The sequence below is a fragment of the Desulfofundulus thermobenzoicus genome, assembly GCF_009428905.1.
Classification (GTDB): domain Bacteria; phylum Bacillota; class Desulfotomaculia; order Desulfotomaculales; family Desulfovirgulaceae; genus Desulfofundulus_A; species Desulfofundulus_A thermobenzoicus.
The window spans coordinates 1-662 of sequence record NZ_WHYR01000128.1; the positions used below are offsets into that span (position 1 = coordinate 1).

Below are 662 nucleotides of genomic sequence, written 5' to 3' on the forward strand. Positions count from 1 at the left end.
TTACCTGGTTTGATGTCAGCTTCTGGTCCAGAAGTAACTTCAGTACCAACTTGGATTCCTTTCGGAGCAAGAATGTAACGTTTCTCACCATCTGCATAGTTTACAAGAGCGATGTTAGCTGAACGGTTTGGATCATACTCGATTGTAGCAACGCGTCCAGGTATACCGTCTTTATCACGCTTAAAGTCGATGATACGGTATTGACGTTTGTGACCGCCACCTTGATGACGAACAGTCAATCTACCTTGGTTGTTACGTCCGCCTTTTTTGTGTAGCGGTGCAAGCAACGATTTTTCTGGTTTGTCAGTCGTGATTTCAGCAGAATCTGAAGTAGTCATGCCACGACGACCATTACTGGTTGGTTTATACTTTTTAATCGCCATTTTGAATTTCCCTCCTTCTTTTTAAGATTTACGCTTCAAAAATTTCGATTTCTTTGCTGTCAGCAGTTAATTTCACGATCGCTTTTCTGCGACGGCTAGTCATACCAGTGTAGCGTCCAACGCGTTTTGATTTTCCTTTGTAGTTTTGAACGTTGACTTTCTCAACTTTCACTCCAAAGATTTCTTCAACAGCGTCTTTCACTTCTGTTTTGTTAGCTCTGACATCAACTTCGAACGTGTACTTCTTCTCTGTCATTAGATCAGCAGAACGTTCAGTAA

General features: G+C 41.7%; 2 protein-coding genes. Both read right to left on the reverse strand.

Annotation, left to right across the window (positions count from 1 at the left end; all coding sequences use genetic code 11):
* Positions 1 to 383: 50S ribosomal protein L2 (rplB, locus tag GFC01_RS17810; RefSeq protein ID WP_152948484.1), on the reverse strand; the 383-nt coding region annotated here is incomplete at its 3' end.
* A 28-nt stretch (positions 384 to 411) separates the two neighbouring features.
* Positions 412 to 662 (reverse strand): 50S ribosomal protein L23 (gene rplW, locus GFC01_RS17815; protein WP_152948485.1); only part of this gene is annotated, 251 nt, incomplete at its 5' end.